The organism is Croceibacterium segetis (assembly GCF_011320115.1).
In the GTDB taxonomy this organism is placed as follows: Bacteria; Pseudomonadota; Alphaproteobacteria; order Sphingomonadales; family Sphingomonadaceae; genus Croceibacterium_B; species Croceibacterium_B segetis.
Genome location: NZ_JAANOZ010000010.1, coordinates 1 through 26,037, shown reverse-complemented (window position 1 = coordinate 26,037; position 26,037 = coordinate 1). Strand labels below are relative to the sequence as shown.

At 68.1% G+C, this 26,037-nt stretch carries 28 protein-coding genes; 14 read left to right on the top strand and 14 right to left on the bottom strand.

Translation table 11 applies throughout. From position 1 onward, the window contains the following. The first annotated feature begins 47 nt into the window (after positions 1-47). Both G7B69_RS11970 and G7B69_RS11965 read left to right on the top strand, forming a co-directional pair. On the top strand, positions 48-407 hold the full coding sequence (locus tag G7B69_RS11970) for a hypothetical protein (RefSeq protein ID WP_166179563.1): 360 nt from the start codon (positions 48-50) through the stop codon (positions 405-407). Between the two features lie 11 nt (positions 408-418). Further along, positions 419-700 (top strand): hypothetical protein, encoded by a 282-nt coding sequence (locus G7B69_RS11965; protein WP_166179561.1) that lies wholly within the window; start codon positions 419-421, stop codon positions 698-700. Here G7B69_RS11965 and G7B69_RS11960 read toward each other — a convergent pair. From G7B69_RS11960 to G7B69_RS11950, 3 genes are read right to left on the bottom strand one after another with little or no spacing between them, the layout of a single operon-like run. Then, positions 690-1,562, bottom strand: a complete 873-nt coding sequence (locus G7B69_RS11960; protein ID WP_166179559.1) for an alpha/beta hydrolase — start codon at positions 1,560-1,562, stop codon at positions 690-692. The genes G7B69_RS11965 and G7B69_RS11960 overlap by 11 nt on opposite strands. Beyond that, positions 1,559-2,668, bottom strand: a complete 1,110-nt coding sequence (locus G7B69_RS11955; RefSeq protein WP_166179557.1) for an NAD(P)-dependent alcohol dehydrogenase — start codon at positions 2,666-2,668, stop codon at positions 1,559-1,561. The genes G7B69_RS11960 and G7B69_RS11955 overlap by 4 nt, the downstream gene beginning before the upstream one ends. Further along, positions 2,665-4,128 carry an aldehyde dehydrogenase family protein gene (locus G7B69_RS11950; protein WP_166179555.1) on the bottom strand — a complete coding sequence of 488 codons (1,464 nt, stop codon included), beginning with the start codon at positions 4,126-4,128 and terminating at the stop codon, positions 2,665-2,667. The genes G7B69_RS11955 and G7B69_RS11950 overlap by 4 nt, the downstream gene beginning before the upstream one ends. A gap of 192 nt (positions 4,129-4,320) precedes the next feature. On the opposite strand from G7B69_RS11950, the gene G7B69_RS11945 reads away from it, so the two are divergent. Further along, a complete protein-coding gene (locus G7B69_RS11945) occupies positions 4,321-4,536 on the top strand; it encodes a 1,4-beta-xylanase (protein WP_166179553.1) in 216 nt (71 codons plus the stop codon). 128 nt (positions 4,537-4,664) lie between these two features. Then, on the top strand, positions 4,665-4,829 hold the full coding sequence (locus G7B69_RS11940) for a hypothetical protein (RefSeq protein WP_166179551.1): 165 nt from the start codon (positions 4,665-4,667) through the stop codon (positions 4,827-4,829). 60 nt (positions 4,830-4,889) lie between these two features. Here G7B69_RS11940 and G7B69_RS11935 read toward each other — a convergent pair whose 3' ends face one another. Then, the gene (locus tag G7B69_RS11935; protein WP_166179549.1) at positions 4,890-6,896 is read right to left on the bottom strand and encodes a TonB-dependent receptor; all 2,007 of its coding nucleotides are present in this window, start codon (positions 6,894-6,896) and stop codon (positions 4,890-4,892) included. Positions 6,897-7,003: 107 nt separating this feature from the next. On the opposite strand from G7B69_RS11935, the gene G7B69_RS11930 reads away from it, so the two are divergent. Continuing rightward, a complete protein-coding gene (locus G7B69_RS11930; RefSeq protein ID WP_243415151.1) occupies positions 7,004-7,531 on the top strand; it encodes a nuclear transport factor 2 family protein in 528 nt (175 codons plus the stop codon). 51 nt (positions 7,532-7,582) lie between these two features. Next, the gene (locus tag G7B69_RS11925; RefSeq protein ID WP_423717940.1) at positions 7,583-7,807 is read left to right on the top strand and encodes a YgaP family membrane protein; all 225 of its coding nucleotides are present in this window, start codon (positions 7,583-7,585) and stop codon (positions 7,805-7,807) included. Positions 7,808-7,817: 10 nt separating this feature from the next. Here the strand turns inward: G7B69_RS11925 and G7B69_RS11920 are convergent, their stop codons facing one another. The 3 genes from G7B69_RS11920 to G7B69_RS11910 are packed head-to-tail and all read right to left on the bottom strand — an operon-like array spanning position 7,818 to position 12,455. Beyond that, positions 7,818-9,290 carry an aldehyde dehydrogenase gene (locus G7B69_RS11920; RefSeq protein ID WP_166179547.1) on the bottom strand — a complete coding sequence of 491 codons (1,473 nt, stop codon included), beginning with the start codon at positions 9,288-9,290 and terminating at the stop codon, positions 7,818-7,820. A 52-nt stretch (positions 9,291-9,342) separates the two neighbouring features. After that, complete coding sequence (locus G7B69_RS11915) at positions 9,343-11,544, bottom strand: PQQ-dependent dehydrogenase, methanol/ethanol family (protein ID WP_166179545.1); 2,202 nt, start codon at positions 11,542-11,544, stop codon at positions 9,343-9,345. Continuing rightward, the gene (locus G7B69_RS11910) at positions 11,541-12,455 is read right to left on the bottom strand and encodes an SDR family oxidoreductase (protein WP_166179543.1); all 915 of its coding nucleotides are present in this window, start codon (positions 12,453-12,455) and stop codon (positions 11,541-11,543) included. The genes G7B69_RS11915 and G7B69_RS11910 overlap by 4 nt, the downstream gene beginning before the upstream one ends. Before the next feature lie 82 nt (positions 12,456-12,537). On the opposite strand from G7B69_RS11910, the gene G7B69_RS11905 reads away from it, so the two are divergent. Both G7B69_RS11905 and G7B69_RS11900 read left to right on the top strand, forming a co-directional pair. Further along, positions 12,538-13,035, top strand: a complete 498-nt coding sequence (locus tag G7B69_RS11905; protein WP_166179541.1) for a nuclear transport factor 2 family protein — start codon at positions 12,538-12,540, stop codon at positions 13,033-13,035. Positions 13,036-13,057: 22 nt separating this feature from the next. Beyond that, positions 13,058-14,647, top strand: a complete 1,590-nt coding sequence (locus tag G7B69_RS11900; protein ID WP_166179539.1) for a tannase/feruloyl esterase family alpha/beta hydrolase — start codon at positions 13,058-13,060, stop codon at positions 14,645-14,647. Positions 14,648-14,650: 3 nt separating this feature from the next. Here the strand turns inward: G7B69_RS11900 and G7B69_RS11895 are convergent, their stop codons facing one another. The 4 genes from G7B69_RS11895 to G7B69_RS11880 are packed head-to-tail and all read right to left on the bottom strand — an operon-like array spanning position 14,651 to position 17,715. Continuing rightward, positions 14,651-15,019 carry a hypothetical protein gene (locus G7B69_RS11895; RefSeq protein ID WP_166179537.1) on the bottom strand — a complete coding sequence of 123 codons (369 nt, stop codon included), beginning with the start codon at positions 15,017-15,019 and terminating at the stop codon, positions 14,651-14,653. After that, positions 15,016-15,378, bottom strand: coding sequence for a c-type cytochrome (locus G7B69_RS11890; protein WP_166179535.1), 363 nt, complete (start codon positions 15,376-15,378; stop codon positions 15,016-15,018). Before G7B69_RS11890 ends, G7B69_RS11895 begins: the two co-directional genes overlap by 4 nt. Next, entirely contained in the window at positions 15,375-16,937 is a 1,563-nt protein-coding gene (locus G7B69_RS11885) for an FAD-binding oxidoreductase (RefSeq protein WP_207786010.1), read from the bottom strand. Before G7B69_RS11885 ends, G7B69_RS11890 begins: the two co-directional genes overlap by 4 nt. A 10-nt stretch (positions 16,938-16,947) precedes the next feature. Continuing rightward, positions 16,948-17,715 carry an SDR family NAD(P)-dependent oxidoreductase gene (locus G7B69_RS11880; RefSeq protein ID WP_166179532.1) on the bottom strand — a complete coding sequence of 256 codons (768 nt, stop codon included), beginning with the start codon at positions 17,713-17,715 and terminating at the stop codon, positions 16,948-16,950. 108 nt (positions 17,716-17,823) lie between these two features. Between G7B69_RS11880 and G7B69_RS11875 the strand changes: the two genes are divergently transcribed. Together G7B69_RS11875 and G7B69_RS11870 are read left to right on the top strand one after the other, a co-directional pair. After that, positions 17,824-18,684 carry a DUF8021 domain-containing protein gene (locus tag G7B69_RS11875; protein ID WP_243415150.1) on the top strand — a complete coding sequence of 287 codons (861 nt, stop codon included), beginning with the start codon at positions 17,824-17,826 and terminating at the stop codon, positions 18,682-18,684. Beyond that, entirely contained in the window at positions 18,666-19,898 is a 1,233-nt protein-coding gene (locus G7B69_RS11870) for an MFS transporter (protein WP_166179530.1), read from the top strand. The genes G7B69_RS11875 and G7B69_RS11870 overlap by 19 nt, the downstream gene beginning before the upstream one ends. On the opposite strand, the gene G7B69_RS11865 is transcribed toward G7B69_RS11870, so the two are convergent. After that, positions 19,888-20,319, bottom strand: a complete 432-nt coding sequence (locus G7B69_RS11865) for a nuclear transport factor 2 family protein (RefSeq protein ID WP_166179528.1) — start codon at positions 20,317-20,319, stop codon at positions 19,888-19,890. The two genes, G7B69_RS11870 and G7B69_RS11865, sit on opposite strands and share 11 nt — an antisense overlap. Next, positions 20,316-20,846: a MarR family winged helix-turn-helix transcriptional regulator gene (locus G7B69_RS11860; RefSeq protein WP_243415149.1), complete on the bottom strand. Its 531-nt coding sequence runs from the start codon at positions 20,844-20,846 to the stop codon at positions 20,316-20,318. Before G7B69_RS11860 ends, G7B69_RS11865 begins: the two co-directional genes overlap by 4 nt. A gap of 101 nt (positions 20,847-20,947) precedes the next feature. On the opposite strand from G7B69_RS11860, the gene nov2 reads away from it, so the two are divergent. The 3 genes from nov2 to G7B69_RS11845 all read left to right on the top strand — a co-directional run bounded on the left by nov2 (position 20,948) and on the right by G7B69_RS11845 (position 24,611). Then, the gene (gene nov2 / locus G7B69_RS11855) at positions 20,948-22,438 is read left to right on the top strand and encodes a lignostilbene-alpha,beta-dioxygenase NOV2 (protein ID WP_166179526.1); all 1,491 of its coding nucleotides are present in this window, start codon (positions 20,948-20,950) and stop codon (positions 22,436-22,438) included. A gap of 101 nt (positions 22,439-22,539) precedes the next feature. Further along, a complete protein-coding gene (locus tag G7B69_RS11850) occupies positions 22,540-23,640 on the top strand; it encodes a hypothetical protein (protein ID WP_166179524.1) in 1,101 nt (366 codons plus the stop codon). Then, complete coding sequence (locus tag G7B69_RS11845; protein ID WP_166179522.1) at positions 23,640-24,611, top strand: DUF8021 domain-containing protein; 972 nt, start codon at positions 23,640-23,642, stop codon at positions 24,609-24,611. Before G7B69_RS11850 ends, G7B69_RS11845 begins: the two co-directional genes overlap by 1 nt. Before the next feature lie 52 nt (positions 24,612-24,663). Here G7B69_RS11845 and G7B69_RS11840 read toward each other — a convergent pair whose 3' ends face one another. After that, positions 24,664-25,194, bottom strand: coding sequence for a DUF1097 domain-containing protein (locus G7B69_RS11840; protein WP_166179520.1), 531 nt, complete (start codon positions 25,192-25,194; stop codon positions 24,664-24,666). Between the two features lie 155 nt (positions 25,195-25,349). Here G7B69_RS11840 and G7B69_RS11835 point away from each other — a divergent pair, with 155 nt between their 5' ends. Next, positions 25,350-25,907: a nuclear transport factor 2 family protein gene (locus tag G7B69_RS11835; protein ID WP_166179518.1), complete on the top strand. Its 558-nt coding sequence runs from the start codon at positions 25,350-25,352 to the stop codon at positions 25,905-25,907. Positions 25,908-26,037 lie beyond the last annotated feature (130 nt).

Here is a 26,037-nt window from a genome sequence, read left to right as displayed (position 1 = left end):
GCGCCGTTCATCTCCAAACCGGGCCAAACCCGGAAATGGAGATGGCGATGGCTAGGCCCGAATTTGGCATCCGCGAGGCGATGATCCTCGCGCTGATCGTCGCCTGCGGCGTGCTCGCCTGGCGCACCGAGGCAATCGCCAAGGAGCGCGACGACTTCGGCCGGCAGGCGATCGCCGAACGCCAGGCGCGCGCCGCCACCGAGCTGTCTTTGAACGCGCTCAAGTACCAGGTCGCCAGCGGACAGTTGAACAGCGACGTGCATGAAAATATCATCGACACCAAGATAGCCGACGCCCAGAAGCGCGCCGAAGAGCTCGAGCATCAGGCCGAGACCTTGCGGCAGGAAAAGGTCAGGGAAGCCAATTGCGTAACCCCCAAGTCTATTCGCAACGCCGAAGGCCTGTAGCGCGAGCGCTCGTGCTCACGCTGCTGCTCGGCGGCTGCGCGGCATTTCAGAAGCAGGCGCCCGCCGCTGTCCTGCCGACGCCGGACCCGGTCGCCTGCGTCGATCCGGCGCAGATCCCGGCCGAGCCGCCGATGGTCGGGCAGCGGTTCAACGGCGACGCCAAGCACGACCTCCAGGTCCTCGCCCCCAACGCCAAGGCCTTGCGCGACTGGGGCCAGCAATTGCGCACGCTGCTCGAGGGTTGCGCGCCGAAACCTGCCGCGACCGAAGCGAAAGCGGCGGCTAAGCCGTAATCCGCCGCACGAAGCCCGCCACCAGCGCCTCGACGTCCTTGACCGGCGAGCCGAGCGATTGCGAGGGGGTCAGGTGGTTGTGGCCGACGAGGTAGTGCATCTCCGGATAGGAGCCCTTGGCCTGGCCCCAGGCACCGACGACATGGGCCGCTTCGGCCTGGAACATCGCCGCATCGAACTCGCTGACGGTGAAGCAGAGCGGAATGTCAGTCGCAAGCAGGCCGGGCAGGCAGTTCGCTTCGGCAAATGTCGCCGCATCGGTGCCGTAGTAAGGGTGGGGACCCTCGCCCGGGCGGCCGATGGTGGTATCGAAAATCCCGCTCATCAGCACCGCGCCGCGCAGGCCGCCGCCGGGGACCGCGTGGTACGCCGAATGCGCAACGTAGCCGGCCACGTGTACCGCGCCGGCCGATTGGCCCGACAGGACGATCCGCTCCGGATCGCCGCCGAATTCGGCGGCGTGCTCGCGAATCCACTCGACCACGCCGCGCACCGCCTCGGCGCCGGCGGGCCAGGGATGATCGGGCGCGAGCGGGTAAGTCGGCACCACGCCGATCCACCCGTGACGCGCGGCGAAATCGCCGACGTTGCGGTAGAACGGGCCCGGCGGATTGCGCTTGTTGCCCATGACGAAGCCGCCGCCGTGGACGAACACGAACACCGGTGCCTTCTCGATGTTCTGCTGGCGGTAGAGGTCGAGCCGATGGCGCGGGTCGGGGCCGTATGCGATGTCCTCGTCCTCGATCGTCTGCGGGTCCATCCCTTCGAACATCCCGGCCATCATCATGCTGGTGCCGGTGAGCAGCTCGGGGGTCAGTTCGCGGCCGAAGCCTTGCACCTTGGCGCGGAATTCGGGGGTCATGCGGGGTCTCCTATCAGCAGCACCGGCTTGATCGCCTTGCCCGAACGGGCGTCGGCGAAGGCGCGGTCGATCTCGGCGAAGGGGTAGAAGGTCAGCAAGCGGTCGAACGGGAAGCGGCCCTGGCGCCAGTAATCGACCAGCTTGGGCAGGAACAGGCCCGGGTGCGCGTCACCGCCGAGGATGCCGCGCAGCTGGCGCCCGCCGGCGAGCATGGCGAACATCTTCGGCGCCCATTGTTCTCCTGCGCTATTTGGGCGCGGCGCGGCGACGAAGCCGGCGGTGCCGTTCATCGCCAGAACTTCGAGCGCCCAGGTGTGCACCTCGGGCACGGTGGTGGTGTTGAAGCTGAAATCGACTCCGCGCCCGGTGACCGCCCGGACCTTGTCGGCCACGCCCTCCTCGTCGGCCGCGATGCAATCGGTCGCGCCCAGCTCGCGGGCCAGCTCGAGCCGCTCGCGGTTCACGTCGACCGCGACGATCCGCCGCGCGCCGACCAGCTTGGCCGCCATGACGGCGCTGAGGCCGACGCCGCCGGTGCCGAACACCGCGATGGTGTCGCCGTAGCCCACTTTAAGCGCCTCGATCACCGCCCCGGCGCCGGTGACCACGCCGCAGCCCAGCGGCCCGAGCTTTTCGAGCGGCAGGTCCTTGTCCATTTTCACCGCGGTGCGCTGCGGCACGAGGCAATGCGTCGCGAAGCTCGACTGGCCGAAGAAGTGCGAATGGACCGCGCCCCCCTCCAGCGAGGTCGAGCCGTCGAGCCGCTGACCGCCGAAGCACAGCGGCATCGCGAGGTCGCAGTAAGTCGGCCGGTTGGCGCGGCAGCTCGGGCATTGCCCGCACGAATTGCCGCTCAGGATGACGTGGTCGCCGACCTCGAACCCGCTCACGCCGTCGCCGAGCTTCTCGACCACTCCGGCGCCCTCGTGGCCGAGCACGATCGGGTGCGGCGAGTGGCGGCCGGGATGCTCGTGCAGGTCGGTGTGGCAGATGCCGGTGGCGACGAGGCGAATGCGCATCTCGCCCGCGCGCGGTTCCTCCAGCTCGAGCTGTTCGAGCGCGGGCGCGGGCGTGTCGCCGCGGCTGACGGCGGCGGTGATCTTCATGCGGTCGCGCCAAGGTGATGATCGTTCTGAATGTCGGCCACCGGCCCGGTCTGCGTCAGCAGGCTCTTGCGGCGCAGGAAGCGGCGCAGGCTTTCGGGCCCGATGCGCGGCGCGCCGTAACCCGACCAGCCGAAGCTGTCCGACCCGAACGTCCCGAGCTTGGCGAAAGTCAGGAAGGTATCCTGGAGGAATATCCCGCCGGCGTTGATCCGCCGGCCGATCGCCTTCGCTTCCTCGACATCGCCGGCGATCACGCTGGCGGTGAGGCCGAACTGCGTATCGTTGGCGAGGCGGATCGCCTCCTCGGTATCCTTGTAGGCCATCACGGGTATGCACGGGCCGAAGGTCTCGTCCTGCATGATCAGCATGTCGTGGGTGACGCCGGTCAGCACCGTCGGCCGCAAGTAGAGCCCGCCGCCGATGTCCTCGATCTCGCCGCCGGTGAGCACCTTCGCGCCCTTGGCCCTGGCATCCTCGATGTGGCGCCTGACGATCTCGGCCTGCGGGGCGAACGTGAACGGGCCGATATGCCCGGCGCGCGGGTTGTCGGCATTGAGCCGCACGGCCTTCGCCTTCTCGACCAGCTTCTCGACGAAGGCGTCGTGCACGCTCTCGTGCACATAGACCCGTTCGACCGAATAGCAGACTTGCCCGGTGGCATAGACCGCGCCGCGCAGCACCGCCGTCGCCGCACGCTCGAGGTCGGCCGTCTCGGTGACCACGCAGGGATCCTTGCCCCCCAGCTCGAGGTTGCACGGGATCAGCCGCTCGGCGCAGGCGACGGCGACCTTGCGCCCCGTGGGCACCGAGCCGGTGAAGCAGATCGTATCCGCCTCGGCGATCACCGCCTGACCGACCTCGCCCGGGCCGGTGACGTAGTCGAACACCGCCGCCAGTTCGGGCACTTCGCGCACCGTCTCGAATAGCGTGTCGATCACCCGCGGGGTGACCTCGCTCGGCTTGAGCAGCACCGCGCTGCCGGCAAACAGCGCGGGAACCGCGTCGAGCAGCGCCAGCATCAGCGGCGCGTTCCACGGGGAGATCACCCCGACGAGCGGATAGGCGACGACCTGGCTCTCGATCGCCACGGTCGGCATCGAAGTGCTCATGCCTTGCCACTTGAGCGCCTCGAAGGCCTTGGGCGCATCCTCCAGCCAGCCGCCGATATTGCCGCACGTGATGAAGCCCTGGAGGTAGCTTGTGTGACAGCCCCCGGTGTCGACCGCGTCGGCCTCGCCGATGTCCTGAGCTCTGGTCTTCACCGCCCCGAGCCAGCGCGCCATGACCGCGCAGCGGCCGCCGACGCCGAGCGCTTCCCAGGCCGGCTGGGCTGAGCGCAATTGCGCTGCCTTTTCAGCGACTTCCGCGCGGCTCGAAACGGCCAGCGTGCGGTCCGGCTGCCCCGTTCTGGGGTTGCGGATCTCGAGCATGACTTCCTGTGCGATCGCAGCCGACGCCATCGTTCTCCCCTCGGAATTTGTCGTCGTTGCGTAACGCCTGAGGAGCGACGTGGGTAGCGCGAAGTGCAGCGAATCAGCGGACTGGCGCGAGCCGCGCGCGTCCCGTCGAGAATGCACTCATCGCACGGGATACACGGCCCGCCACAGCGTTGATCTATCGACCGCAACGTCGCGGATCGAGAGGAGACCCCCATGACCGATCAGAACAACAATCCGGGCCAGCCGCAGAACCCCGGCCAGCCGCAGAATCCCGGCCAGCAGGAGCAGGAAGAGCGCCAGCCCGGCCAGCAGCCCAACAACCCGGACCAGGAAGAACAGGAAGAGCGCCAGCCGGGGCAACAGCCCGGTCAGCAGCAGCAGCAGGGTGGCCAGACCCCGCAGCCGGACGAAGGCGGCCGCGAAGGCTGATCGTCACGCCATAGGCAGCGCGCGATCCGGCAAGAGCCACGTATGGGCTCAATTCCCGGAACCGCGCGCTGCTAAGGCGTTGATTCTCCTGTCCGCCCGCGAATGGCGGACACAAAAGGAGAAGATCGATGGGTAACCGCAACCACAGCGACAGCCGCAAGCCGCAGCACGGCCAGCAGGGTCGCCAGCCGCAACAGCAGGGCGATCGCAGCCGCCAGCAGGAACAGCAAGGCGGCAGCGGGAACCAGATCGGCGAGCGGGACAGCGATCCCAGCACTCGCCGCAACCCCTGATTTCAACCATTAAACCCGGACAAGGGCCGCGCGCTGCGCGGCCCTTGTCTTGTGCGAGGCCTAGAACCCGTAACGCAACCCCGCCCACAGAGTGCGCGGGGCGCCGAGGTCCATCGAGCCGCCCTGGTTGCGGGTGATTACTTCGGCATCGAACAGGTTCTCGGCGCGGGCGACGAAGCTCAGGCGGTCGACGATGGGCACTTGCGCGAACAAGTCCACGGTCGTCGCACCCGGTAGCACGTCGGTCTGCTGGTCATCCTCGTACTGCTTGCCGACGTGACGCACCGTCGCCGAGAACAGCATGCGCTCGGCCGGGCGGTAGGTCACCGTCGCGCTTTCGGCCCACGCCGGCGTTTGCGACGGAATGAAGCCGTCGAGGTCGGTTCCGGGGCTGTGCTGGCGCGCGTGCGTGTAAGCGAGCGAGCCGTCGAGGCTCAGCTGGCCGAACGTCGCCTGCGCCCCGAACTCCAGTCCCCTGGCGCGGATCGCGTCGATGTTGCGGCGCTGGCGGGTGTTGGTGGCGATGGTGACGTTGGTGATCGCGTCCTTGACCTTGTTGTCGAACGCCGTGGCGGTCAGCTTCACGCCGTCGGCCACCTGCCAGTCGACCCCGGCTTCGTAGCCCACCAGCCGCTCGGGCTTGAGGTTCTCGTTTGCCTGCGTCGTCACCGGGAAGACCACGAACGGACGATACAGCTCGTTGAGCGTCGGCAGGCGCAAGCTGGTGTAGGCCGCGGCGCGCAATTGCAGCGCGTCGCTGGCGTGGAACACGCCGCCGCCGCGCCAGGTGAACTCCCAATCGGACCGATTGGCGAAAGTCTTGTCGATGGTGGTGATCCCGGCGCCGTTGACCGAGCGGTAATATCCGTCCCTGATCGCGTAGCGGTCGCCGCGCACGCCGCCGGTCAGGGTGACCGGGCCGAGCTCCCAGTCGTCCTCGGCAAAGAGGCCGACGTCGGCGTTCACGCCGCCGCCGAAGCGGTGAGCCGTCAGCACGCCGGTGGAAGCGTTGTAGGCGTCTTCCTTGAGGTCACCCTTCATGCGGCGATAATCCCCGCCCAGCCGCAGCGTGTGCCCTCCGCCGACCGGCGGGCGGATTTCGATCTTGCCGCCCTGCCCGCTCGCCGGCGTATCCTTCTGGTCGAGCGAGAGCTTGTAGGTGCTCGACGAGATCACCCGGTTGTTGAAGTTGCGCCACTGGGCATAGGCCACCGCGTCGAACTGCCACGCGCCGCGGCCGACGAGGCGCGCGCTGACGTCCTGCCCTTCCATGCCGGTGGTCGCGCCGGCGAAGCGCAGCACGCGGTTGTCTTCGAAGGCAAGCCCGCGCAGCTGCAGCGTCAGGTCGTCGCCGATCGGCTCGACGAGGCGCGCGCTGGTCGACCAGCTGTCATACTTCGCGCGGACGGTGGCGGGCACGCGCTGCGCCTCGGGCGTGGTGAAGAAGCCCTTGCCGCGATCCCAGCGGCCGCTGACGACCGCGTAACCCTCGCCGATTTCCGGCGCGAGCGAGCCGCTGAGCTCGGTCTCGCCGCGCTGGTCGAGCATCGCCGAGCCGGTGAACAGGCCGAGGTCGGGCGCGTCGGCGCTGTCGAGCTCGATCACCCCGGCGAGCGCCCCCGAGCCGAACGGGCCCGAGCCGCCGCCGCGGGTGACGCGGATGTTCTCGAGCCGCTCGGGCGCGATCGCCGAGAGCGGGACGTAGCCGAAGAACGGATCGGTCATCGGCACGCCGTCGAGCAAGACGAGCGCGCGGCTGGTGGCGTTGCCGCCCAATGCGCGCAGGGTGACGCCTTGCGCCGAAGGGTTCGACGAGCGGCTGTCGGAGCGGCGGAATTGCTGGAAGCCGGCGACGTTCTCGAGCGCATCCTCGAGCCGGCCGGAGGAGGTCGAAACGATCTCGTCGCGGCCGATCTCCTGCACGTCGTAAGCCGGCGTCGCCGGCGTCTGGTCGAGCCCGCGGCCGGTGACGACGATCTGCTGCGAAGCGGGCGCCGCGGCGTCCTGCGCCAGCGCGGGCGCGGCGGGCAACGCGAGGCCCGCGAGCAGCAAGTACTTGACGTTCATGGCATCCCTCAAGGTGATCTCGTTGACTTTGTCCGGCGTGATAGCCGAGCAGGCTTGCCCTGTCACCTGCCCTTTGGCAGGGTGGCCTGAACGGGAGATTTCCGCCGATGCGCCTATTCGTTGCCGCCGCGTTGCTGGCCTTCGCCAGTAGCGTCCACGCCCAGGAGAGCAAGCCGCCGATGACCGCCACCCCGCCGCAAGTCGCGACCGACCACGCCGCGCTGCTCGCCAGCCCGGACCCGAAGCTCGCGGCCAACAAGAAGCTGGTCTACGACATGTACCGCATCGTGCTGCAGGCCGGCATCTGGGAGCGCGCGGGGGAGTTCATCCGCGACGACTACCTGCAGCACAATCCGAACGCCGGCCAAGGCCTGGCGGGCGTGCAGGAATACATCCGCAAGACCCGGCCCCACCGGGAGATCAGGGACAAGCTCGAGCTGCCGCTGATCGACCTGATCGCCGAGGGCGACAAGGTCATGACCGCGTTCGTCCGTCCCGAGAAGGATGCCAGCGGACAGACCTACTACTCCACCTGGTTCGACCTCTACCGGATCGAGGACGGCAAGATCGCCGAGCACTGGGACCCGATGCTCAAGAGCGACGCGCCGGTCGATCCGAACGACAAGAAGCTCTAGCCCGCGCCTCCGGACAATTGCGAATGGGCGGACCGCTTCGCGCGCCCGATGATGCCTGCACAACAGCCTGCGGGAGATTTCACCATGCGCACGAACGAAGGCACGATTGACCGACTGCTCCGCATCGTCGTCGGCGTGGTCTTGCTGGCCCTGGTGTTTACCGGTCCTCACACCCCGTGGGGATGGCTGGGCGTGATCCCGCTTGCAACGGGCCTGATCGGCGTTTGCCCGCTCTACTGCGTTCTGGGAATCAACACCTGCGCCAAGGCTTCCTGACGCTCGGCAGTCAAAAGACCGCCGGCGCGGCGTCGAGCAGGATGGTCTTGGTCTCGACGTAAGGCCACAGCCCTTCCTCGCCGCCTTCGCGGCCGATGCCGCTCTGCTTGAAGCCGCCGAAGGGCATGCCGAACTCCATCCGCATGCCGTTCTGGCCGACGACGCCGGTGCGCACCCTGCGGGCCACGTCGTAGGCGGCCTGGGCGTCGCCGGTCATCACCGCGCCGTTGAGGCCGTAATTGCTCTCGTTGGCGATGCGGATGGCGTCTTCCTCGTCCTCGGCCGGGATCAGGCACAGCACCGGGCCGAAGATCTCCTCCTGGGCGATGCGGGACTGGTTATCGACGTTGGCGAACAGTGTCGGCTCGATGAAATAGCCCTTGTTGAGATGCGCCGGCCGGCCGCCCCCCGTCACGAGGTCGGCGCCCGACTTCTTGCCTTCCTCGATGTACATCTCGACCCGCTCGAGCTGGCGCTTCATCGCCAGCGGGCCGAGCTGGGTCTCGGGATCGGCCGGATCGCCGATCTTCACGCCTTTCATCACCTTGGCGATCGCCTCGGCGAGCTCGTCGTGGCGGTCCTTCGTGACGATCGCTCGGCTGAGCATCGCGCAGATCTGGCCCGACAGCATTGTGATCGTGTTGCCGAGGATGTTGGCGGCGTCCTCGATCGGGAAGTCGTCGCGCACGATCGCCGCCGACTTGCCGCCGAGCTCGAACGTGGCGCGAGTCATCTTGGCGCCGCACACGCTGGCGATATGCATGCCGGCCGCCGAGGACCCGGTGAAGCTGACCTTGTCGATGTCCCTCGAATGGATCAGGTGATCGGAGGCCTCGCGATCCGCCGGGACGAGGTTGATCACGCCCGGCGGCAGGCCGGCTTCCTCTGCCGCTTCGGCGATGATGTAGGCCTCCAGCGGGGTTTCCGGCGAGGGCTTCATCACGATCGTGTTGCCGGCGATCAGCGCATAGGCGACCTTGTTGAGCATGATGCCGAACGGCGCGTTCCACGGGGCGATGCCGACGACCACGCCGACCGGCTCGCGCACGATCACCGCCGTATCGACCATCTGGCCCTTCTTGGTCTCGGTCCACGGGAAGCTTTCGCCCAATGCGGCAATTCCGCGCAGGCCCATCACCGAGCCCATCTGCATGCCTTCCGAGCGGGTGGTCAGGCCACCGATCTGGGCACACCAGGCCTTGGCGATTTCGGGCACGCGCTTTTCGAGGATCGCGGCCATCGCCATCAGCACCTTGCCGCGCTCGGCCGGGGGAGTGGTCGGCCACGGGCCGTGGTCGAAGGCCTGGCGCGCGGCGGCGACCGCTCGCTCCATGTCGGCATCGCCGGCGGCGGCGACGCGGGCGATCACTTCCTCGCTGACCGGATTGACCACTTCGATGCTCTCGCCGCTGAGCGGGGCGACCCACTCGCCGCCGATGTAGAGCTTGTCGGGATTGCGGATGAAAACGCCTTCGGGGGTCATTGGGAAATCTCCTCTCGCTCACGCCTTCAACACACGGGCGCGGCCGTTGGTCCTAGTAACTACTCAAAATCGTCAGGCTCTGCGAATCGAGCGGCTTGCCCGCCTTCTTCAGGGCCGTTTCCTTGTCGTGCAGCGGGCCCTGCAGGCTGATCAGGTAGGCGTGGATCGCCTTGACCTGGTCGGCGCTGAGCCGGTCCTCCCAGTGCGGCATTCCGCGCGGGGTCAGCAGCCCTTCGAGCACGATCTTGTCGAACTGGTCGTGGACCGGCTGCGGCATCCGCCGCAGGTCCGGTAGGCCCGAGCGGGCCTGGTTCGAATGGCAGATCGAGCAGTTCGCGGTGAACAGCCCCTGGCCCTGCGCCAGCATGGCCGGGGTCACGCCCGGAAGCTGCGGCGGCGGCACGGGCGCAGGCTCGAGCGCGGGCAACGGAGGCGGCACCGGCACAGGTCCGCCGCCGAGCTTGAACACCAGCAGGCGGTTGGCGTTGCCGCGCTGGTAGGCGGCCGAATAGCCGGGGGTGAAGCCCCACCCGCCGCCGCCCCAGCCGGCCTGCACCGCGACGTATTGCACGCCGCCCACCCGGTAAGTCATCGGCGCGGCCATGATCGAAGTGCCGGTTTCGACCTGCCACAGCGCCTTGCCGGTCTCGGCGTCGCGGGCGAACAGCTGCCCGCCGACGTTGCCGTGGAACAACAGGCCCGAGGCGGTGGCAAGGGTGCCGAAGCGGTCTTGCCAGCCGAGCGCCTTGACGCTCCACTTGGTCTTTCCGGTCAGCGGATCGATCGCCCGCAGCTCGCTGGAAAACGGCTTGTCCTTGACCCATTGCCACTGCGCGGTCTTCTCCATCGCCTCGCGGATCGGCGGCGGCAGGCCGGGCGCGGCCGCCTGCAGGTCGGGCGAGAAGATCACCGCCGCGCCGGCGTTGAGGAACTTGGGATCGCGCTTGGTCTGTGGCGGACCGGGAACCCACAGCAGGTTGCCCATGTCGAGCACGTGCGCGAAGTAGGTGCCCCGCTGCGGGTCGTAGGCCGCCGGGTACCAGTTGCGCGCGCCCGGCGTCGCCGGGAAGACGACCTTCGGTCCGTTACTGTAATCGCTCCCTTCGGGCGTCAGGTGCGGCAAGCCGGTCTTCAGGTCCCAGCCGTCGGCCCAGCTGGTGCGGACGATCGGGTTGGCCGCGAGCGGCTTGCCGGTCTTGCGGTCGACCACGAAGAAGAATCCGTTCTTGGGCGTGTGCAGCAGCACCGGCCGCTTCCCGCCCCCGCCCACGTCGAGGTCGGTCAGCACGATCGGCTGCACCGCGTCGTAATCGGACTGGTCCTTAGGCGTTTCCTGGAAGTACCACTTGAGCTTGCCGGTCTTGCGGTCGAGCGCGACGAGGCACTCGAGGTACAGATTGTCCCCGCCGCCGGGCGAACGCGCCGACTGCGGATAGGGCGTGCCGTTGCCGACGCCGACGATCACCTGGTCGAACTCCGGGTCGTAGACGATCGCGTCCCACGCGGTCCCGCCGCCGCCGATCTCCCAGCTCGAGTTCGGCGCCCAGGTCTTGACCGCGGCGTCGAGCGCGGGGCTTTCCTGAGGACCTTCCCTGGGGTCGTGCGGCACGGTCCAGAAGCGCCACACCTGCCCGCCCTCGTCGGCGTCGTAAGCGGTGACGTAGCCGCGGGTATCGTCTTCCGCCCCGGCGTTGCCGATGATCACCAGGTTGCCGGCGATCTCCGGTGCGCCGGTGCTGGTATAGGCGCGGGTGTGATCGGCGACGGTGTCGGTCTTCCACACCACCTGCCCGGTCTTGGCGTTGAGCGCGTAAAGCACGCCGTCGAGCGAGGCGACGTAGACCTTGCCGTTGTAAACCTGCACTCCGCGATTGGCCTGGTCGCAGCAGGCGTAGCGGTTGACCTGCCCGTCGACCTCGGGCGTGAAGATCCACAGTTCCTTGCCGGTCGCCGCGTCGAGCGCATAGACCCGGCCAAGGTTGCCGCTGGTGTACATCACCCCGTCGATCACCACCGGCGTTGCTTCCTGCACCCGGTCGCTGCCGAGGTCGTATTCCCAGGCGAGACCGAGCTGGCCGACGTTCTTCGGGCCGATGTCGGTCAGCCGCGAGTAGTGGCTTCCGGCCCAGTCGCCGCCCGGGTTGTCCCAGTTGTCTCCGGCGCCAAAGGTCGCGGTGTCGACCTGCGGCTTGTCCGAGGTGACCGCGTTGCATGCGGCGAGCGCCAGCGCGGCGAAGAGGACCAGCCTCCTCATTGCGGCCACAGGTGCCGGTACTGTTCGAGAACCGAGCGCAGCGTGCGGGGCGGACGGCCGGTGATGCGCTCGACGTCGTTCGACTCGACGTCCATGAAGCCCTCGCGGATCGACTGGCCGAAGGTGACCATGCCCTCGCTCGCCCACGGAATCGGGCCATCGGGCATCACGTCGGACGCCTTGCGCGCCACTCCGAGCGAATCGAAATAGGCGTACATCCCTTCGTCATCGACCGGTTCGACCTCGATCGGCTTGCCGGCCATCTGCGACACCAGCGCCATCGCGTCGGGCAGGGTCCACAGCTCCGGCCCGGTGACGTCGTAGGCCTTGTTGGCATGCCCATCCTGGGTCAGCACGCTCACCGCCGTCGCCACGCAGTCGTCGCGGCTGACGATGGGGACGCGGCCCGCCCCCGAATTCTCCGGCTTGCGGCCCGCCTGCAGCGCCGGAATGGCCATCGCGGTGGCCACGGCTTCGGCATAGAGGCTGTCGCGCAAGTGGGTCCAGGCAAGGCCGGACGCCTCGATCATCCGCTCGGTGGCGATGTGATCGAAACCCTCGACCGAGGGATTGCCCGGCGTTCTCACCCCAAGGAGCGAGGTATAGACCACATGCTTGACCCCCTGCGCGACGGCCGCCTCGACCGCGGCGGTGTGCTGTTCGACGCGGCTGCCGACGCGAACCGTCGAGATCAGCAGCATCCGCTCGCCGCCTTCCATCGCGGCCTGTAGCGTCGAGGGATCGTCGAAGTCTGCACGGCGGATATGCGCGCCGCTCTCGGCGAACTCGGCGAGGTTTTCCGGCGTGCGCGAAAGGAACACCAGGTCCTCGGCCGGAACCTGCTCGAGCAGCATCTTCGCCGTCGCATTGCCGAACTGGCCGGACGCGCCGGTCACGATGATCTTGCCCACGAATCTCTCCCGTGCGGAACTCGCCCGCTTGCCTCAATCATAACGAGTGTTACGATTGAGGCAACATGAGGAGAGGGATTCCGTGAGCAAGCTTTCCATCGAAGACCGCATCGCCCTGCAGGACCTGATCGCCGCCTACAGCTGGGCGCTCGACACCGGCGACGCCGACGGCCTCGTCGCCTGCTTCACCGAGGATTGCGTGATGAGCGAAGAGGTGTTCGAAGACCCCGACGTCTGGGAAGGCCACGACGGCATCCGCGGGCTGATGAAGCACTACGCCAACGCGCCCGGCTTTCCCGGCCGCCAGCACCACGTGACGCAAGTCCAGTACGCGCCGCAGGCCGACGGCAGCGTAAAGATGCGCGGCTTCGCCTTCGTCACCGAATGCGAGGGCGAGCCGCCCTACGTCCTGCGCTTCACCGGCTGGTACGACGATCACGCGGTCAAGGGCGCCGACGGGCAATGGCGCTTCAGGCGCCGCACGGTGCGGCTGTGGGACGGCGAGGTCTTGAAGAACTTCCCCGGTCGTGGTCAGTGGGTGGCAAGGAAGCGGCCGGAGAGCCTGATCATCAGGCGCTGAGCGCCATCAAGGGGGAGCCAAGATGAAATTCACGACGCACCTGGCGATCGGCACCGCCGTCGCTGCACTCGCCTTCGCCGCGCCGGCCGGCGCCAAGGATTGCGCCAGCCTCGCGAACCTCAAGGTCGACGGCAAGGTCACCGCCGCCACGCTGGTTCCCGCCGGCGGCTTCCAGCAACCCGCGGGACCCGGCGCGCCTCCGGGCGTCGGCGGCGCGTCGTACAAGGACGTGCCGGCGTTCTGCCGCATCGAGGCGACACTCACGCCGACGAAAGACTCGGACATCAAGGTCGAAGTCTGGCTCCCGGCCACCGGCTGGAACGGCAAGTTCGTCGCCGTCGGCAACGGCATCTGGGCCGGCCAGCTCTCCTATTCGGCGATGGCCGCCCCGCTCAAGCAGGGCTACGCCGTCGCCACCACCGACACCGGCCACAAGGGCAGCGGTCTCGACGCCAAGTGGGCGGTCGGCCACCCCGAGAAGCTGGTCGATTTCGGCTACCGCGCGGTCCACGAAATGGTCGTGACGGGCAAGCAGGCGATAAATGCCTTCTATGCCGCGAAGCCGACGAAGTCCTACTGGGACTCCTGCTCGACCGGCGGCCGCCAGGGCCTGATGGAAGCGCACCGCTATCCGAACGATTTCGACGCGATCAGCGCGATGGCCCCGGCCAACCCGATGACCGGGCTGATGGTCCAGTCGATGTGGGTCGGCTGGGCGCCCAAGCACGCGCCCGGGGCGGCGCTATCGCCGGCGACGATGGGCATGGTCCACGCGGCCGTGGTGAAAGCCTGCGACAAGCTCGACGGGGCCGAGGACGGGCTGATCGGCGATCCGTTGCACTGCGGGTTCGATCCGGCGGTGCTGCAATGCAAGGCGGGCGAGACCGCCTCGTGCCTCGCCCCGGCGCAAGTCGATGCCCTGCACATGATCTACGGCGGCGTGCGCGATGCGACGGGCAGAGTGATCAGGCCCGGCTGGCCGGTCGGCAGCGAAATGCAGCTGGCACTGCTGATCGGCGGCAATGAGCCGTTCCCGGTGGCGACGAGCTATTTCCGCGACCTCGTGTTCGCCAGCCAGCCCGGATGGGACTGGAAGGTGAGCGACTACGGCGCCGAGCTCGCTGCCGCGCGCGCTTATGGCGCGAACATGCTCGACGTGCCGCCGACCGGCCTCGGGCCGTTCTTCGCCCGCGGCGGCAAGCTGCTGATGAGTCACGGCTGGACCGACGGGCTGATCCCGGCGAACAACTCGGTCGAGTTCTACACCGGCCTGCTCGGCGCGCTCCCTGCGGCGCAGGCGCGCAATCAGGTGCGGCTGTTCATGGTCCCCGGCATGGACCATTGCGGGGGCGGCGAAGGCGCCTCGACCTTCGACACGCTGGGCACGATCGATGCCTGGGCAACCTCCGGCAAGGCGCCCGAGCGGATCGTCGCCACCCGCACGCCCTCGCCCAACCCCAACGCGCCCAAACTGCCGCCGATCAGCCGCCCGTTATGCCCGTATCCGCTGATCGCGAAGTACGACGGCGTGGGCGACGTGACCTCGGAGAAGAGCTTCGTGTGCGCGAAGGCGGACACGGCCGCGACCGGATCGCCCGGCGAGCGCGGCTAGCGATCAGACTCGCGGTGCCAGCGCCCAGGCGAACTCGCCTACGAGTGGTGCCGGCACGGTGACCGGCGCGTAACCTGCCTCGCGCGCGACGTCCTCGATAAGGACCGCGTCGGCCGCGCGGCTGACGCCGATCACCAGCGCGGGCGCGCGTTCGAACACCGTGCGGGCGAAGCGGATGCGGTCGCCCTCGATGGTGAGGACCTTGTCGCCGCGCGCTGCGCCTGCAGCCGCGAAGCGGCGGCCGGCTTCAAGCGAAGGATCGTGCAGCAAGACGGTGCCGCTCGGCTTGCGGCGCGGCGTCTTCGCCAGCGAGGCGGCAGCCGGCAACGCCAGGGCTCCCGCCAGCGCCCCGCGCCGGGTGGCCCGGATCACTTGGCCGCTCCGTGCGGACCGGCCGCAAGATAGTCGGCGATCTGCTTGAGCTCGGCATCGCTGACCTCGCCGCGCGGGATTTGCGGCATGTTGCCGATGCCACGCCGCGCGGCCATGATCACGTAGGCGGCGGCGAGGTTGTCGCGCTGTTCGAGCAGCGCCGGCTGCACCCGGCGGGCGAGCAGGCCCGTGCCCATGCCGTTCGGGCCGTGGCACATCACGCAATGCTCGACGTAGAGCTTCTCGCCGCCGGTGGCGTTCGGGCGGTCGACGATGGTCGTCGGCTTGGGCATGCCTTGCGCCATGGCGACGCTCGCGAGCCCCAGCGCCGCGAGGGCGGCGAGTGCGATCCGGCTCATGCCTTGCGCTCCCCGTTGTAGGTCGTCGGCCAGATGCCGCTCTTGCCCGGCGCGAGGATGCCGTTGGGGTCGAGCGCGTTCTTGACCTTCTCGTTGAGCTTCCTGAGCGCCCCCCCGCCCCAGTCGTAGCTTTCCGCGACCAGGTCCATGTAGTCGAGGTGCGTGCGGTATTCGCCGTAGCCTTGCGCCTTGGCGTCGGCGACGAGCGTGCGGAAGAACGGGTCGATCCGCCCCATCATCTGCGGGTTGTCCTTGTCGAAGATCATCGCGTTGACGTTGACCAGGTGCCGCTCGCCGAAGGCGAAGCTGCCCTGGTAGTCCATGCCGTATTCCTTGTAGCGCGCGTAAGTCCGCTGGAACTGCTCGAGCGCCTTGGTGCCGTCCTGCGGCAGCAGCGGCGAAAAGCCGATGTGCCCGCCGCGCCCGCCGTACCAGTTGATGTTCTGCATCGGGAAGGTCATCGGCGTGCCGGTCCAGCCCGAATACTCCATCGGCTGGCCCTTCACCCAGGTGGTCGGCTTGAGCAGCATCGGCTTGATGTCGCTCATCGCCTTTTCGAGCACCTTGTAGACCGCCTTGTTGACCTCCTCGCGCCCGTAGAGGCGCAGCGAAACGCCCCACCAGCCGATGTTGAACTTCTTGCGGATCGCACTGATCACGCTGTCGTCCAGCGCGCCGGGCTTGTCGGTCCATTCCTTGCGCGTGGTCAGCACGGCGGCGGCGCGCAGCCAGTTGCCGATGCTCGGGCTCTGCTGGAGCAGGCGCTCGCGCCGCAAGGGCCCGATGGTGTCGACCATCGCCTTGAGGTCCTCCGGCCGGTCGAACTCGACGTCCATGCCCATCAGGCTCTCGGGCTCGGGCATCAGCCACATGTTGGCCTTGGTCACGATGCCGAAGTTCGACTGGACGAACATCTGGTCCCAGGCCGGGCCATAGCCGAACGGGTAGAGGCCCCAGGTCGGCGCGTTGGAGAACGCGCCCATGCCGGTGCGGACCACCTCGCCGGTCGGCAGCACCACTTCCATCCCGCAGAAGTTCTTCGTGTTCTCGCCGTACGGCGTGTAGCCGACCCCGCGGTCGAGGGCGTTGCCGATCACCGAGCCCCACGAATTGCCGGGGGTGGAGAGCCAGTAGGGCAGCTTGTGCTGCTGGATGTAGTCGTAGAGGTCGTAGAAGCCGACGCCGGGCTCGAGGGTGACGACGCCGTTGGCCGCGTCGAACTCGATCTTCTTCATTCGGCTGAGGTCGAGCACCACGCTGCCGGCGAGCTCCGGCGCGGTGCCGCCGTAGCCGAGGTTCTTGCCCCGGCTGATCGGCCACAAGGGCACGCGGAACTGGTTGGCGATCTTCACCGCAGCCTGGACTTCCTCGACCGAGGTCGGGGCGATGGCGCCGGCCGGATGATGGCGCGCCTCGTCGATGGCGAACTTGTCCTGGTAGCTGATCCGGTCGAGGGCCTCGAAGAACACCTTGTCGGCGCCGAGCGCGGCCTCGAACGCCTTCTGCGCCTGGCTCATCTTGGCGGCGGTGAAGCCGGGCGGGAGAGGAATGTCTGCCATTTAGGTCCCTTTACTGGCCTGCGGCCCATTGGGTGCGCGCGGGAGGCCGCGCCCCGGCGTCAAGGCGGACGACTTCGCCGTTTATCAGCGGCGTGCGGATGAGGAACTCGGCCACCGCGCCATATTCGTCGGGAGTGCCGGCGCGCTTGGGGAACTCGTTACCCGAAATGAGCTCGTCGACGAATTCGGGCGGCAGCGAGGCAACCATCGGCGTGTCCATGAAGCCGGGCGCGACGGCGTTCACGCGGATGCCGTGGCGCGACAGGTCGCGCGCCCAGACCAGCGTCAGCGCCGCCAGCGCGGCCTTGGCGGCGGTGTAGGCGCCCATGCCTTCCTGGCCCTCGAAGCTGGCGATGGAGCAAGTGTTGACGATAACCCCGCGCTCGCCGTCCGTGCCCGAAGGCGCGTTGCCGATCATGCGGTGGGAGACGTGCGCGGCGACTTGCGCGGCGCCGATCAGATTCACGGCGATGATCTTGCGGAACTCGTCCATGTTGCAGGGACACTCGGCCGTGGCGATCGGGGCGAGGCCGCCGATCCCGGCGTTGTTGAGCAGCATGTGGATTTCGCCGTAGCGGTCCACGACCTGCTTGACCGCGGACTTGACCGACCCTTCGTCGCTGACGTCGCATTCCACGAAATCGGCGCCCGGCGGAGGCTTGCCGGAGAGATCGAGCGAGACGACGCTCGCTCCCGCGCGCAGCAGGCGATGGATGCCGCCTTCGCCGAGGCCCGAATTGCCGCCGGTGACGATGGCGACCTTGCCGCTCGGATCCACTTCCCTCTCCCACCTGTCCCTGCGAAAGCAGGAGTCGCGCGAACCGCGACTTTAACGATCGTTACTTTTGAGCTAGCACCGCCGCAAGTCAAGCGGAGGGGATGAATTTTGGCAACTCGCGACGACCTGTACGCGGCGCTCGACCGCTATTGCGAGGCGCTGCTGGCGCGCGACCACACCCGCCTGGCCTGGACACCCGACTCGCTCGTCACCGAGAACAACGTCGCGCTCGAACCGGGCGACGGGCTGTGGGGAACGATCACCGGCCTCGGCCCGTACGACTTGCGCTTCGCCGATCTGGAGACGGGTCAGGTCGCGCTGTTCACTACGGTGACCGAAACCCGCGACATCTCGGGCGCGTGCATCCGCATCGGCCTGCGCGGCGACGCGATCGCCGAAGTCGAGACGATCGTGGTGCGCCAGGCCGACGAGGCGCTGGTGTTTCCCGATCCCAAATTCGAGCGCAAGCCGGTGATGGAAGAGATCGTGCCCGAAGCCGAGCGCTCGAGCCGGGCCGAGATGATCGCGCTCGCCGACGGCTATTTCGCCACGCTCGAGAAGAACGACGGCACCATCCGCACCAGGTTCCACCCCGGCTGCAACCGGATCGAGAACGGCGTCCAGACGACCAACAATCCCGACTTCTTCGTCCCCGTCGCCGGTCTCCCGTGCGAGGAGCAATTCCGCCTCGGCAACTACCGCTACGACGACCGCCTGCGCGGCCGGCGCTTTCCCCTGGTCGATGAGGAGCGCGGGATCGTCCTCGCGCACGGGTTCATCGATCATTGCGGCCGTCTCGGCGAGTACCAGCTGACCGACGGCACGCCCGCCTCCAGCCCGATCCGCCGGCCGCACACGTTCTATCTGTCCGAAGCCTTCAAGATACGCCAAGGTGCGATTCTGCAGATCGAGGCGAACTTCATCACCGTGCCTTATCACATGCCCTCCCCGTGGGACGCGCGGGCGTGACCGGCTTCCGCCGCATTCTGGCGCTGGTGCTGCTCGGCGGCGTGTTCGTGATGGAGGGGTACGACCTCAACGCGATGGCGCTCGCCGTTCCGCGGTTGAAGGGCGCGCTCGGGCTCGAGCCGGCGGCGTTCGGCTGGGTGTTCTCGGCGCTGCTGGTGGGCATCGGCGTCGGCGGGGCCACCCTGGCGCCGCTGGGGGACCGGATCGGGCGGCGACCGCTGATCGTGTTCGGCTGCCTCGGGGTTGCCCTGTCGACGCTGGCGACCTCGCTCTCGGCGAGCATCCCGGCGTTCCTCTTCTGGCGCTTCCTGACCGGCTTCGCGCTCGGCGCCTGCCTGCCCAACGTTTCAGCACTATCCGCCGAGCTGGCCCCTGACCGCCTGCGGGCGACCTTGATGTCGGTCGTCTCCGCCGGGATCCCGCTCGGACTCGCGCTCGCCGGTCTGATGACGCCGATGGTGGTTGCGGCCGGCGGCTGGCAAGGGTTGTTCGTCGTCCCCGGCCTGTTTGCCGCCTTGCTCGCCATCACCCTTGGGTTCGTGCTGGCCGGCGGCGCGCCCGAAACCGTGCCGGGCGCGCCCCCGCGCACAAAAGCCCCCCAGCTCGAACTGTTCCGCGCGCCGTGGCTGCTGCCGTTCGGGGTGGTCGCGGCCGTGCTCTCGCTGAATGCGATGAACCTCTACTTCCTCAATTCGTGGCTGCCGACGATCCTGCCGCGGGCCGGTTTCACGCTCGACGCCGCGGCGCAAGTCGCGGGCGAGGTCCAGCTGGCCGGGTTGGCGTTCGGCATCCTGGTCAGCGTGCTGATCGATCGGTGGCGGCCGGGTGCGACGCTGGTCGGCGCGTTCGCCCTGATGGCGCTGTGCTTCCTGGCGATCGGCACGACCGCCCCCGATGCCAGCCGCTGGACGCTGCTGCTGATGGTCGGCATGGGCGGCGCCTCGGCCGGCGGCATGGCGCTGCCGGCGCTGTGCGCCTATTTGTTCCCGCCGCGGCTGCTTTCCTCGGCGGTCGGCATGGGCATCCTGGTCGCCCGCATTGGCGCGATCCTCGGCCCGCCGCTCGGCCAGGTCATGCTCGGTGCCAACGTCGCCCCGCGCCTGTTTCTCGCTGCCGCCGCCGGTCCCGCCGCGATTTGCGCGCTGGTGTGCCTGGCGGTGCCGATGGCGCTGAGAGTGCGCGAAGCGTTCGACGCGAGACCGGCTACGGCCTGAAGTCGAGCCCGCCGACCCGTTCGGCGAAGCGCCAGCCCTCCTCCGTCAGCACCAGCCGGTCGGTGAAGGTGCCGACCAGCGGTGAATCCGCGCTCATCGCGGGTAACTCGCCCTCCGGCGCCGGGTCGCCCTGGTAAAGCACGATCACGCTGAACGCCCGCGCGGTGGAAGGGCTTTCGACGTCGACCACCACGTTTGCGATCACGTGCCGCTGGGCACGCGGCGGGCGGGCGCGGAAGCTGGCGAGGATCGCCGCGCGCCCGGCAACGAACTCGCCGGGCTTGCTCGGCCGGGCGAAGCGGGCGTCGTCGGTGTAGAGCGCGGCGACCGCTTCCCAGTCCTGCGCGTCGTTGAGATTGACGTAGCGCTTGATCAGCCGCTCGACGTCGGCCTCGATCGCGCGGCGCTCGGCGGGGCTCATCCTTCGTCCGCGGGCTTGGTCCGCTCGAGGAACAGCGAACGGCCCTTCTCGTCGGTCGCCTCGAGCCGGGCGATCAGGTCGCTCACCAGATGGTCGAGCTTGGCGAGATCGGCTTCGGGCAGATCGGACAGCAAGTAGTCGGCCACGGCGAGTGTCTGCGGGCGCATGAGCTCGTAGAGCCGGCGGCCTTCGGGCGTGAGCTTGAGCACCTTGCGGCGGCGGTTGCTGGGATCGGGCTCGACGGTGATCCTGCCGTGCCGCTGCAGCGTGGAGACCGCGCGGCTGACGCTCATCGCGTTGACGCCGGTGTGCTCGGCGAGTTCGTGGCTGGCGCTCGCGCCGAGGCGGCCGATCGCCATCAGCAGGCGGAATTCGTTGAGGCTGATGTTGTGCCGGTGCGACAGGTACATCGAGAACGGCTGCATCAGCCTGTTGTTGAGCTTGAGCAGCCGATGCAGCGTGCCCACGCTGCCTTCCGGCTCGCTGACGCCGAGGCGCCGGTCGTCGATCTTGTCCTGCCGTCCCAAGTTCCGTTCCCCCCCGGATTGCGCGCGAGCAAAGCGCGGCCTTGCCTCGACTGTAACATCCGTTACGGTCCGAAGCCAAGAATCAATGGGAGACAAGGGCCATGGGTGCCTTTCCGCAGACGATCCACTTCATCGGCAGCAACACGCCGCGCCGGACCGAGCTCTCCAAGCGCGACCTCGAGGTCGAGGGCGAAATCCCCGCCGAGGTCGACGGCGCGTTCTTCCGCGCGGTGCCCGACAACGCCCACGCGCCGATGTTCGAGGACGACATCGCGCTCAACGCCGACGGGATGATCGCCCGCTTCAACATCGAGAACGGCGCCGCCGATTTCGACATCAGATATGTCGAGACCGAGCGCTACCTCGCCGAGAAGAAGGCCCGCCGCGCGTTGTTCGGCCGCTACCGCAACCCGTTCACCGACGATCCCAGCGTCGAGGGAGTCGACCGCACGGTCTCCAACACCACGCCCGTGTGGCACGGCGGCCGGCTGTTCATGACCAAGGAGGACGGGCGCGGTTACGAGGTCAACCCGCACACGCTCGAGACCGCCGGCAAGTGGGATTACTACGGCGCGCTCAAGTCCGAGACCTTCACCGCGCACCCGCGGATCGATCCGGGCACCGGCGAGATGTTCTTCTTCGGTTACGAGGCGGGCGGGCTGTGCAGCCTCGACGTCGCCTACGGCATCGCCGACAAGGACGGCAATCTCACCAGCGAGCAGTGGTTCAAGCAGCCCTATTGCTCGACGATCCACGATTTCGTGATCACCGAGAAGTACGCCGTGTTCCCGATCTTCCCGACGCTCGCCGACCTCGATCGGCTCAAGGCCGGCGGCGCGCACTGGGCGCACCATCAGGACCTGCCGAGCTGGGTCGGGATCATGCCGCGCTACGGCAAGGTCGAGGAGATGATCTGGATCGAGGGGCCCGTCGGCGTCTCGGTGTTCCACGAGGTCAACGCCTACGACGACGGCAACCTGGTCCACATCGACATGTGCCTGACCGAGACCAACGCCTTCAGCTTCATGCGCGAGGCCGGCGGGATCCATAAGCCGCAGCAGGAAATCCAGGGCGCGCTCACCCGCTGGACGATCGACATGAGCAAGGCCCGGCCGACGATCCAGGAGCGCCCGCTCGGCCCTCCGGGCGACCTCCCGCGGCTCGCCGACGCCGACCAGGGGCGGCCGTACAGCCACGCCTGGTACCTCAGCATGAACCCGCAGGGCGGCCCGCCGATGCCCGGAGGCCCGGTCGGCGCCAACTTCAACGCGCTGCTACGGATCGAGGTCGGCAACGGCCGGGTCGAGCTGATGGGCGTTCCCCCCGGCGCGGCGATCAGCGAGCCGGCGCACGTGCCGTCGAGCGAACCGGGCCACGAGGGCTGGCTGCTCACCGTGGTGGACATTCCCAACAACCCGAACCCGGCGCAGCAGGTCCCCGGCGATTATTCATCGGAGCTGTGGATCGTGAACGCCGGCGAGATCGCCAGGGGCCCGGTGGCCAGGATCAAGACCGGGCTGGCGCTGCGCAGCCAGGTCCACGGCACGTGGGTGTCGCGGGCGAAGCTCGAGGCGAGCAAGCTCAAGGGCTGACGACCGGATCTATTTTGCCGCAGGCAAAAAGGGCAGCGCAACGCTTGCAACCCCGGCCATTGCGAGCATACTCTCCGGCAAAACGTGTGGGAGAGGTTTCGATGAGTCTGCGCTTTGTTGGGGCCGCGCTGGCCGTTCCGCTGTTTCTCGCCGCCGCCGGGCCGGCCGCGGCCGACGACGCCAGGCCCGCCGCTTCAGCGACCACACCCGACGAGCCGGGCCTCAAGGCCCCGCCCGGCTGGCACGCGCCGCGCACCGAATGGGGCGATCCCGACCTGACCGGCAGCTGGCCGATCGACATCCTCAGCTCGACCCCGTCGCAGCGGCCGCCGAACCTCGGCACCAAGGCCTGGCTGACCGACGAGGAATACGCCGCGGCGAAGAAGGCCGCCGACGAGCAGCTCAAGCTCTACAACCTCGAGGTCAAGGCCAACCGCATGGGCATGGGCCACTGGACCGAGCGCGGCGTGCCGATGCGGCAGACCTCGCTGATCATGGAGCCGGCCAACGGCCGCATTCCCCCGCCGACGCCGCTCGGCGCCGAGCTCTCCAAGAACATGAAGAGCAGCTGGACCGAGGACACTTTCACCTGGGTGACCGATTTCAGTCCTTATGACCGCTGCATCACCCGCGGCATGCCCAGCTCGATGCTGCCCGGCGCGTACAACAGCGGCATCGAGGTCTGGCAATCGCCCGGCTATGCGGTGATCAAGCTGGAGATGATCCATGAAGCGCGGATCATCCCGCTCGCCGGCAAAGGTCCGCCGCCGGCGCCGGTGAAGAGCTGGATGGGCTATTCGGTGGGACACTGGGAAGGCGACACGCTGGTGGTGGAGACGACCAACTTCGTCCCCAACCAGCCGATCGGCGGCAACGGCGCCGGTGGCCGCGCGATACCCAACAGCGATCAGATGAAGGTGGTCGAGCGGCTCACCCCGACCGGGCCCGACCATATCCACTACGAAGCCTGGGTCAGCGATCCGGTGACCCTCAGCGCGCCGTTCAAGCTCGACTTCCCGTGGACCCGCAACAAGGATTACAAGCAGTTCGAGTACGCCTGCTTCGAAGGCAACGAGCAGACCCGCGGCTATATCGAGGGCACCAGCCCCTACGAAGCCGCCAAGCGCGAGGCGCGCGAGAAGGCGCGCGCAGCGGGCACCCTGCAGGTCGCCGACCGCAGCACAAGCTCGAGCAACAAGTGATGCGCGCGAAGCTGGCACTGCTGCTCGGTGTTGCCGGGCTGACCCTGGCCGCGCCGACGGCCGCGCAGGACAAGCCGGGCCCATGCGACCGGCAGTGCCTGATCGACCTCTCCGACAAGTATGTGGCCGCGCTGGTTGCGCATAACCCCAAGGCGGTGCCGCTGGCGGCGAATGCCGTGACTGTCGAAAACATGAAGGCGATCAAGCCCGGCGAAGGCCTGTGGCAATCGCTCGGCGCCGGGCCGAGCGGGTTCGTGCTCCATGTGCCCGATCCGGTCTCCGAGCAGGTCGGCGTGCTGCTCGTGGCCGCCGCCGCCGACGGCAAGCCGGCGATGTTCGGCGTGCGGCTCAAGGTCGAGAACGGCAAGATCACCGAGGCCGAGCATCTGGTCGGCAACACGCCCGCCCCAACGGCGATGGCCAACCTGCAGGCGGTGCGTCCGGGGCTGCTGCGCGAGGTGCCGTATGAGTACGCGGATTCTCGCGGCCGGCTGATCTGGCTCGGCAAGAGCTATTACGACGCGCTCGACGACGGCAATTCGCAGGAATCCGCTTTCGCCGACGATTGCGAGCGGCACGAGAACGGCTTCCAGACCGCGCGCAATCCGCTGACCCGCCCCGGCACCGGCAACGTCAACGATCCCAGCTTCGCCTACCTCGGCGGGCTCGGCTGCGCGGCGCAGATGGACACCAACATGTGGGAGTACATCACCGAGATCCATCACCGGCGGGTGGAGATCGCCGACCCCGTGACCGGCCTGGTCTGGGGCATGAGCCATTTCCGCCACGACTTCACCAAGAAGGACTTCCCGCTGCTCGGGGTGCCTGGCACCACCGTCCGGCATATGGAATACAAGCCGTTCGACATGCCGGCGATCCACATCTTCAAGGTGTGGGGCGGCAAGATCCACGAGATCGAGGCGGTCGGCTGGACGGCGCCGTACCAGACGCCGGACGTGTTCGGGAAGTAACAGGCAAAGTCCCCGCCGGATCGCTCCGGCGGGGACTTTCTCATTCACTCGATCAGGCGTGGCCGGGATCGGCGGTGGCTTCGGCCGAAACGTCGCCCTTCTTCGTGAGCGCGTTGGCCAGCATCTCCGAGACGTAGCCGAACGCCGCGCCGATAATGATCGAGACGACCGTCGGCAGGATCGCCTTGTCGGGCGCCATGTTGGCGAGCAGGATCGGTCCGGCGATCGAGGCGAAGCCATAGACGCTCGCGGGGATCGTCTGCAGCAGGCCGATGGCCGACGACAGGCAGATCACCGCCGCGCCAAGGCCGACAGCGACCGGCGCCGCCAGCGTGCCGAGACCGGCGAGCACGCCGCCGGCGAGCATCACTGCGCCCATGCCGACCAACGCGCCCCAGCTCATGCAGGTGACGGTGGTGATCGAGCCCTTCGACCCGCCACCCGAATGGAAGTGGCAGCCCCAGGCGATGAACGAGATCCACACAAGGCCCGGCAGGAAGGCGGCCAGCGGGCCGACGTAGAGCCAGGTATCGAGGACGGCGAGCACGCCGACCGACAGCGCAAGTGCAATAAGTGCAGGCATTTTCCGTAGACCTCCCAAGCGACGAGTTATCGTTGTTGGCCGCGGCTCTCCCCCGGGCCCGCGGCGAGACTACGCTGCCGGAGCGCGCACGGCAATCCGCTTGCGTTTGTCCTCCACGGTGCGATTATCGGACAAACTCAACGACGGAGGGGATCATGCTGGGACGAACGATGGCCGCGCTCGCGGCGCTCACGCTGGCGGGGTGCAACGCAAGCGTCGGCGACAAGGCGCCGGACCCCGCCACCCAGGCGATGCTCGACCGGGTGGCGATCCAGGACCTGGTCGGGCGCTACTATGCGAACTTCGGCAAGAGCGATAATCACGCCTTCGAGGACTATTTCACCGACGACGCCGTGCTCGACGTCAACGGCAAGGTCGCGCACGGCAAGGCGGAGGTGCCGGGAATCTACGCCGCGCTGGCGGGCGACGCCAATCCTGCGTCCCAGGGCGTGTTCCACATGATCCTGAGCAACCCGGTGATCGACGTTCAAGGCGATTCCGCGACCGCCACGTTCCTGTGGACCGGGGTGCTCAACGACAAGATCGACGGCCCGCCCCGCTTGTGGGAGCAGGGCCGCGAGTACGACCGGCTGGTGAAGAAGGACGGCAAGTGGCTGATCAAGCACCGTGTCGTCATCGCCGACAGCGGCCTGCCGAAGTCGATGAAGGATACCTACACGCCGCGGATGGACTACGACATCACCAAGGATTAGGGTTCGGCACTTTTCTATTGACATAACGAACCATATCGGTTATGTGGACCGCCGCTTCCTTACCTGAGGAAGCAAGGGGCCGGGAGGCGCGGGTGCACACGTCTTCCTCCTTCTGCCGGGTTAGACCCCG